The following is a 7,597-nucleotide window of genomic DNA, read 5'->3' on the forward strand; positions in this document are numbered from 1 at the left end:
GCACCTTCGGGAGCATGGACGGGTTGCCTCTGTTGGTGTCCGTGCGATCAGGCTCACAGGTCAGCATGCCCGGCATGATGGACACGGTACTGAATCTCGGCATCACATGCCGCAGCGCGCAGCGCTTGGCACAGGAGACCGGCAACGCCGCCTTTGCCGTCGACACATGGGTGCGCTTCTGGCGCATGTTCGCCGAGATCGTGCTGGGCCTGGAAGCGACGTAGTCGAGCACGCGATTGCGTCACTGCGGGACGCAACGTGTCGGGAGCCGTCCGTGGAGAACTTCGGTCGGCTCGAGACTGCGGTTCTCGACGCGATCACCGCTCAGGCGTCGACGAGGTCATTGCCGACCCGGCTTGGCAACTGCGTCGGGCGATCGCCGCCGTGTTCGAGTCCTGGGACAGTCGTCGGGCGCGTGCCTATCGCGCACACCACAAGATCTCCGACGAGCTCGGAACCGCCGTTACCGTGCAGGCGATGGTCTTCGGCAACTTGGACAGCCGCTCGGGCTCCGGAGTCGCCTTCACCCGCAACCCCAACACCGGGGTGCGCGAGTTGTACTGCGAGTTCCTGGCGGGTCGTCAGGGAGAGGATCTGGTATCCGGCTCGGCCACTCCGTCTCCGCTGGGCGCGCCCGGCGGGCTGTCCGAGGCACATCACCGCGAACTGACCGATCACGGCCATCGACTCGAGGAGATGTACAGCGACGCCGTGGACATCGAATTCACGGTCGAAGGTGATCGCCTCTACTTCCTGCAGGTACGACCTGCCAAACGGACCGCGGCTGCAGCGGTCCGGATCGCCGCCGAGCTGGTCGACGAAGGCATGCTTGGCCGCGCCGCTGCCTTGAAGCGGGTCAGCGTCGAGCAGCTCAAGAAGCTGCTGCGCCCAGCTTTCGAGCCGGACGTGCTCATGCAAACCAAGCCGCTGCTTGAAGGGATCGGTGCCAGTCCCGGACATGCATACGGTATCGCCGTGCTCGACGCAGATCGCGCGGCGACATTGGCGGCCTCGGGCGAGCGAGTGATACTCGTGCGTCCCACGACGAGTCCGCAGGACATCCGCGGAATGCTGGCCTCACAGGCCATCGTCACGGCCAAGGGAGGGGCGCTCAGCCACGCCGCGGTCGTCTCCCGCGCGCTCGACGTTCCGTGCGTGGTTGGCTGCGAGGCAGTGGAGGTTGACCTGGCGGCACGTACCTTCACAGTCGGCGATGTGCGCCTGGAGGAAGGTGCCCCGCTTTCCGTGGATGGTGCGACAGGCAAGGTGTACAGCGGACTGCTTCCGCTGGAGCCGGCCTCGCAAGCGGCCGAACAGATCGATCGGCTGCTTGTTTGGGCAGACGATCGCACGCAGGCATCGTTCTGGGCGGGCAACGTCGGAGCCGCCGATGCGCAAAGCGCACTGCGACAGTCACCTCGCGGCTTCGGCGTCGTCGCACTGACGGACCTGATGATCGCCGCCGGGACGCTGGGCGACCTGATCGACGCGGTCAATGACCTCGGGCGGCAGCCCGACCGCAAGTCGACGCAGGATCGACTCGCCTGCCTTGCCTACCAGGCTTGCCAGCGGCTGATGCTCGAGTCGGTAGGCACGCCGATCGATTTGCGGCTGCCCAACCTGGGTTCGCCACGCGCACAGCGAATGATCAGCACCTGGGCGTCGCTCGCGCCGCGGCTGTTCTTGCCACTTGGACTCAAGAGCCTGTATGTGCCGCTACTGCGTGGCATTGCCGACGCGGCGCGCGAAACCGGTCACACACAGACAACACCGCTCGTGCCCGGCATCACCGCTGCGTCCGAATTGCAGGCATTCCGGCGAGTTGCTTCAGCGCTAGGTCTGAATCAGGTTGGCGCCGTGCTGCAGAGCCCGGCAGGGGTCGCTGACGCGAGCGCGATCGCTGAGGATGCCAGCGCGGTCTGGGTCGATCTGCGCGAGATCATCCGGACGTACTACGGCTACCCGAGCGCGCTGTCCTTCGCGGATGACGTGTTTGAAAGCTACGTCACTGACGGCTACTTGGCACACAACCCGCGCACCGCTCTGGGTAGCCGGCTAGTCGAGGCGTTCGCTGGCGTCGCGGCCGCGGCCGCGGCGGCGCAGCGGCCGAACGTGCGCGTCGGGGTCGAATGCGGCGACGGTGCCGCGCTCGGCCTGATCGAGGATCTGTACCGCTGCGGCATTCGCGTGTTTTCGCTGCCGACTGCGGCACTGCCCTCTGCGCGTTTGGCGCTTGGACAACTTGCGGTCAAGGAGCAATGAGTATGAGTGACGTGAGTGAACTGAGAGGCAGCGCCCTCGGCTTTGTCGAGACGCAGGGCAAGACTGCAGCCACGCTGGCCGCTGACGCGATGGTCAAGGCGGCGAACGTGCGCCTCGTGACGATGCAGCAGCCGGGGGGCGGCATCATCACCGTCATCGTTCGTGGGGACGTCGGCGCGGTCAAAGCAGCCGTCGATGCGGGCGAGGCCGCGGCGAAAGTCGTCGGCAAGGTGCGCTCGGCGCATGTAATCCCGCGACCGCACGACGACGTCGAGGATCTCCTTGAGCGACCGCCTGTCCGCTGAGGCCGCGATGAGCAGCTTGTTGGACTCACCGCTGCGGGGGGCGTTCAACTTTCGCGACCTCGGTGGATTGCTTTGCCGCGACGGTCGACGGCCGCGGCATGGTGTTCTGTTCCGAAGCGACACGCTGCAGGCACCGAATCAGCGCCTAATCGGGATCGGGGGGAGGGATAGCAACTGGGCATGTTCAAGATTTCGCCCAGCAATTGACTCGGTGAGCTACCACGCCTTCAGCAAGTCCGACTGCACGCTCTTCGCGGTTACCAAAGTTTGATCCCGGCTCGCGATAGTCCGCAGCGTTGCGCTGTTGTACAGGTGCGCCACCGAAAACGAGCCCTGGCGAGCGAAACGGGCGTCGCCGAAGACGTCGCGCTGGCGCCGCAGCACGCACGCCGTGGCCGGTCCCGACGTAAGCAATGGGATGGACGCCCCCATCCGCTGACGGTGAGCGTCCAGCCGTCCCATCTTGAATTGCGCTGGGGCGGTCATGACGATGGTGCCCACCAATTCGAACAGGTGGCACCTATGCAACCCAAATCCCAGCGCCGCGTTCACGGTGCCGAGTTCAAGGCGCAGGTTCTGGCCGAGTGCCAGCAACCGGGCGCTTCGGTGGCGGCCGTCGCGCTGTCCCACGGCCTGAACGTCAATCTCGTGCGCAAGTGGCTGGTCGGCCGGGGAATCAAGCGCACTGGCTTGCCCGCGCCGCGGCCGGTGAGCCGCACGCGGCCTGGTAGCGTCGAGACGGCTGCGGCGTCGCCGCAGTTCATCCCTGTGGAGCTGGCACCACTGGCGCCCGCCAGTGAGAAGGCCACCGGGCCTGATGCCCCGGCCGCGGACATCCACATCGAGGTCATCCGCGGCGGCACGCGACTGTCCGTACGCTGGCCTTCTGCCCAGGCCGCTTCGTGCGCGGCCTGGTTGCATGAACTTGCGGCCGCGGCGCTGAAGGAATGATCCGCATCGATGCGCTGTGGCTGTGCGCTCAGCCGCAGGACATGCGCGCCGGTGCCGACCGCCTGCTGGCGGTAGTCGTCAACACGCTCGGCGAGGCGCGCGCGCACCACGGCTACCTCTTCGCCAATGCGCGCGCCAGCCGCCTGAAGCTGCTCGTGCACGACGGCTTCGGCGTATGGTGCGCCACGCGTCGACTGCATGCCGGCCGCTTCGTGTGGTGCGTGCGCGATGCGAGCGCGGCAGCCCCGGCTCTGCAGCTCAGCGCCCAACAGTTCGAGGCCCTCACACTCGGGCTGCCCTGGCAGCGCCTGGGCGAGCTCAGCACCATCCGCCGCTGCTGATCGGTGCAGGGTCCGTTGACAGCGCAAGTGCCGATGGCGCGGCGCCGCTGGGCGCGGCACCATGCTGCGCATGCCCGGTGAGCTTGCCACCTCCATCGACCCGAAGAGCCTGCCGGCACAAGTCGTCGCACTGATCGGCCGACTGCAGCAGCAGGCCCAGGTCCATGCGCAGGAGTTGGCCCGCCGCGACCGCGAGATCGCCTGGGCGCACGTGAAGATCGACAAGCTCAACTTCGAGGTCGCACGACTGCGCCGCTGGAAGTTCGACGCCAAGACCGAGGCGATGACGGCATCGCAGCGGCTGCTCTTCGCCGAAACCATGATCGAGGACGAGGCCAGCCTGCGGGCCAAGCTCGCCGAGATGCAGGCGGGCTTGCCCCAGGTGCCAAAGACGCCCAAGGCGCTGCGTGCCAAGCCGCGCCGCCAAGCGTTGCCCGAACACCTGGAGCGCGTCGAGCACCGCCACGAGCCCGAAGACACCCACTGCCCGAACACCGACTGCGGCCGGCCGATGCAACGCATCGGCGAGGACGTCAGCGAGAAGCTGGACATCGTGCCGGCCAGGTTCTTCGTCCACCGCCATATCTACGGCAAGTGGGCCTGCAAGTGCTGCCAACAACTGCGCCAGGAGCCGGCCGAGCCGGACGTGGTCGACGGCGGCATCCCGGCAGCCGGGCTGGTAGCGCACACGCTCATCAGCCGCTTCGTCGATCACCTGCGGTACTACCGGCAGGAACCCATCAACGCGCGCTCGGGCGTGCACACGCCGCGCTCGACGCTGGCCACCTGGGGCGGCGCCGGCGGGGCGGCGCTGGAGCCGCTGTACGAGTTGCACCGGCGCTTCATCCTCAGTTGCCGCGTCCTGCACGCCGACGAGACGCCGCTGCCGCTGCTGGACCCCGGCGCGGGCAAGACGAAGAAGGCGTATGTGTGGGCCTGGGCACGCAGCCACCACGATCCGCACCCGGGTGTGGTCTACGAGTTCTGCCTGGGTCGAGGGTCGCAGTACCCGGTGGCCTTCCTTGGAGGCAAGGGACCGCCGGCGCATGAGCCCGCATGGAACGGCACCCTGATCACCGACCAGTACGCGGCCTACAACGCCGTGCTGGACGCCAAGATCTACCCGCAACGCAAGTCCGCCGCGTGCGCCGCGCATGCCCGGCGGCGCTTCGAAGAGCTCAGCCGTGGCGGCGACAGCGCCAGCGCGGTGGCCACCGAGGCGCTGCGACGCTGGGCCCGGATCTACCACGCTGAAGCGGCCTTCGCCGAGATGGGCCACGACGAACGCCGGCAAGCGCGACAGAGCGTGAGCAAGCCGCTGTGGGACGAGTTGGAGGTGTGGCTGAAGCTGCAGCGCACGCAGGTACTCGACGGCACCAAGATCGCCGAGGCGATCGACTACAGCCTGAACGCCTGGGGCCAGCTGACGCTGCACCTGGACGACGGGGCGGTGGCGCTCGACAACAACCTGATCGAGCGGCAGATCAAGCCGTGGAAGCTCGGCGCCAAGAACTGGCTGTTCGCCGGCAGCGCGCTGGCCGGCCAGAGAGCCGCGGTGGTGATGAGCCTGGTTCAGTCGGCCAAGCTCAACGGCCTGGATCCGTGGGCGTACCTGCGCGACGTGCTGGCACGCATCCACTCGCACCCGAGCCACCGGCTCGAGGAACTGCTGCCGCACCGCTGGCGGCCGGCCTGACGACGATGGGCGTGATCACTCAGCCGGTGATGGTCCAGGCCGCCATCGAGGTCAACCGCATGGGCCAGGCACAGAAGGTGGCCCTGGCCGACGAGATCTTCGTCCAGCAACCCAACCTGCTCGCCTCGATCCTGGCGCTGCCGCGCATGGGCGTCGACGTGGTGCAACTGGAGGTGCCGCTGCACATCCTGTTCGTCACCTTCCAGGCGATGAAGCTCAGCGGTCGCGCGTGGCTGCTCGTCACCGAGGACATCCAAGAGGGATGCCTGCAGCGCCTGACGGCCCGTGCGCGCTTCAACGAGGGTCTGCCGGACGACCTGGTCAACAAGGTCGTCCAGCAGTTCTGCGACGAGCATGCCGAGCGCTACCTGCTCGCGTTCGTCTACGGATACCTCGGCGACCACGACCTGCTGAAGGTGCGCACCGACGCCGAGAAGTTCCTGATGCTGGCCGCGCTTAACCTCGTGGAGTGCGTCGCCTTCGTTGGAGCCACGACCACAACCTGACCATCGCGGCCGCGGAGCCGGGTCAAGGTGGGATGGCCAGACGCTCACCGCTGACGGCATCGAAGTGCCCCTCGATCTGGCCAAGAACCTGTTCCAGGTGCACGGCGTCGACGAGCGCGGTTCAGAGGTGAGCGTGTGCAGGGCGCTTGGCACATCCAAAACGCCAACGCGTACCACGCCAGGCTCAAGAACTGGATACGCCGCTTCAATGGCGTGGCCAGTTCGTACTTGGCCAGCTATCTGGGCTGGTTCCGTGCCTTGGACCGTTCAGCCCAATCTCACCGCCAGCCCGCGCCGTTCCTGGCTCTGGCTGTCGGTGCTTGATGCGTCATCAAGCAATGCGCAAAGAGCCATTGGAAAAGACTGTAGGCGTCTCCAAGCTGTCCCGCTACGCACCCATAGGGTATGCCCCGGGGCCGGAGAAGTTATTGGCCTTGCCGGATAGCGCGCGCCGCTCCGATTTGTCCGTCATGGCAATAGTCCATCGTGTTGCCGCTCCTTAATGTACCGACGCACCCAGCGCCAGACCGGAATGCAGGAGACAAGCTTGGTTCGGGTGTCGCCAACGGTCCCCCAAGACGTTTGATAGCCACATCAATCCATTGATGCGTGTGCGCTCGTGTGTGCATTGACACGCGCGTGCGTATCGCACGACAGACAAGAAAGGAAACATGATGGAAGCGCTTGAGCTAGAGAAGAAGCCGCCTGGGCTGCGGCTTGGCCCGCCCATGTTCTCGCTGATGAATCTGTTGATCATCGTGGCGGCAAGCTACCTGATCTGGATCATCTTCGCCGACCCGGTCCACTCCCCGTGGAAAACCTATCCGCAGCCGTTCGGGGTGGTGCTCTTCTGGTCGATCCTGTTCGTGGTGTTCTTCGCCTTTCTCGGGCAACTCTGGGGGCTGGGCCCACGCCCCCAGCCGGTCAGCGGCGCGATCTGGATCCTGCTCACGACCGTATTCGCGGTGATCGTCCCGAGCGTGCTGCTTCACGGCTACGGGGTAATGGACCCCGCCTTCGATATCGGGAAGGGAGGCTACACCGCCACTACGATGATCGTCCTCATCGGCTTCTACACCTGGGGCATCCTGGGCACAAGCATGGGGCATTGGCCCTGGGTCGACTTGGGCTTGAAACAGCCTTGGGTCGGTATCGGCGGGTTCCTGTTCGGCTTCGTGCTGACCTTCCTCGGATACATCCTGCTGATCTACCCGAGTCTGGCCAGCTGGACGTCGCCGGACAAGACCATCCTCCCGCTCACAGTCGTGATCGGATGGTTCTACAGCGTGATCGTGTCTTGGCTCACGACATTCCTTATCCTGGACAACTGGCCGTGGAGCGCTTTCGGATCGCGCGCCAAGACGGCCTTCGCAGCCTTGGTGGGCAATTTCGTCGTCGGAACGGGAATCTACTTCGCCTTCCACGCCCTGCTCAGGGGCATCCTGCTTCCGCAGGATGTTCAGGCGGCTCTTGGCCCTGCGATCGACATCTGGCCTGCGCATCTCGGGGTTTGCGTCTCCTTCTGGCTGATCTTCT

Annotated in this window: 8 protein-coding genes and 2 pseudogenes; all 10 read left to right on the forward strand. The window is 66.1% G+C overall.

Going from position 1 to position 7,597, the window contains the following annotated elements; genetic code table 11:
* Positions 1–224, forward strand: a pseudogene (locus x551_RS25355) (hypothetical protein); the annotation flags it as partial.
* Positions 225–384: 160 nt separating this feature from the next.
* Positions 385–2,262, forward strand: coding sequence for a PEP/pyruvate-binding domain-containing protein (locus x551_RS23635; protein ID WP_051495699.1), 1,878 nt, complete (start codon positions 385–387; stop codon positions 2,260–2,262).
* A 20-nt stretch (positions 2,263–2,282) separates the two neighbouring features.
* Positions 2,283–2,567, forward strand: coding sequence for a BMC domain-containing protein (locus x551_RS16095; protein ID WP_036232311.1), 285 nt, complete (start codon positions 2,283–2,285; stop codon positions 2,565–2,567).
* Positions 2,568–2,574: 7 nt separating this feature from the next.
* Positions 2,575–2,838, forward strand: coding sequence for a tyrosine-protein phosphatase (locus x551_RS24550; RefSeq protein WP_081771376.1), 264 nt, complete (start codon positions 2,575–2,577; stop codon positions 2,836–2,838).
* Positions 2,839–3,008: 170 nt separating this feature from the next.
* The gene (locus tag x551_RS16105) at positions 3,009–3,518 is read left to right on the forward strand and encodes a transposase (protein WP_152543546.1); all 510 of its coding nucleotides are present in this window, start codon (positions 3,009–3,011) and stop codon (positions 3,516–3,518) included.
* A complete protein-coding gene (gene tnpB, locus x551_RS16110; protein WP_036232272.1) occupies positions 3,515–3,859 on the forward strand; it encodes an IS66 family insertion sequence element accessory protein TnpB in 345 nt (114 codons plus the stop codon). Before x551_RS16105 ends, tnpB begins: the two co-directional genes overlap by 4 nt.
* A gap of 61 nt (positions 3,860–3,920) precedes the next feature.
* Positions 3,921–5,555: an IS66 family transposase gene (locus tag x551_RS16115; protein ID WP_036232269.1), complete on the forward strand. Its 1,635-nt coding sequence runs from the start codon at positions 3,921–3,923 to the stop codon at positions 5,553–5,555.
* Between the two features lie 5 nt (positions 5,556–5,560).
* A complete protein-coding gene (locus x551_RS16120; protein WP_036232268.1) occupies positions 5,561–6,061 on the forward strand; it encodes a hypothetical protein in 501 nt (166 codons plus the stop codon).
* Positions 6,062–6,187: 126 nt separating this feature from the next.
* Positions 6,188–6,385, forward strand: a pseudogene (locus x551_RS25360) (IS1595 family transposase); the annotation flags it as partial.
* 350 nt (positions 6,386–6,735) lie between these two features.
* Positions 6,736–7,597, forward strand: an 862-nt coding sequence (locus x551_RS16125) for a membrane protein (RefSeq protein ID WP_036249510.1), incomplete at its 3' end; no start/stop codon positions are given.

Origin of the sequence: Methylibium sp. T29, from assembly GCF_000576205.1 — a bacterium.
In the GTDB taxonomy this organism is placed as follows: Bacteria; Pseudomonadota; Gammaproteobacteria; order Burkholderiales; family Burkholderiaceae_C; genus Methylibium; species Methylibium petroleiphilum.

Coding starts and splice junctions, on each gene's coding strand:
- x551_RS24550 (WP_081771376.1), top strand. CDS start 2,575: ATGAGCAGCTTGTTGGACTCACCGCTGCGGGGGGCGTTCAACTTTCGC.
- tnpB (WP_036232272.1), top strand. CDS start 3,515: ATGATCCGCATCGATGCGCTGTGGCTGTGCGCTCAGCCGCAGGACATG.
- x551_RS16115 (WP_036232269.1), top strand. CDS start 3,921: ATGCTGCGCATGCCCGGTGAGCTTGCCACCTCCATCGACCCGAAGAGC.
- x551_RS16120 (WP_036232268.1), top strand. CDS start 5,561: ATGGGCGTGATCACTCAGCCGGTGATGGTCCAGGCCGCCATCGAGGTC.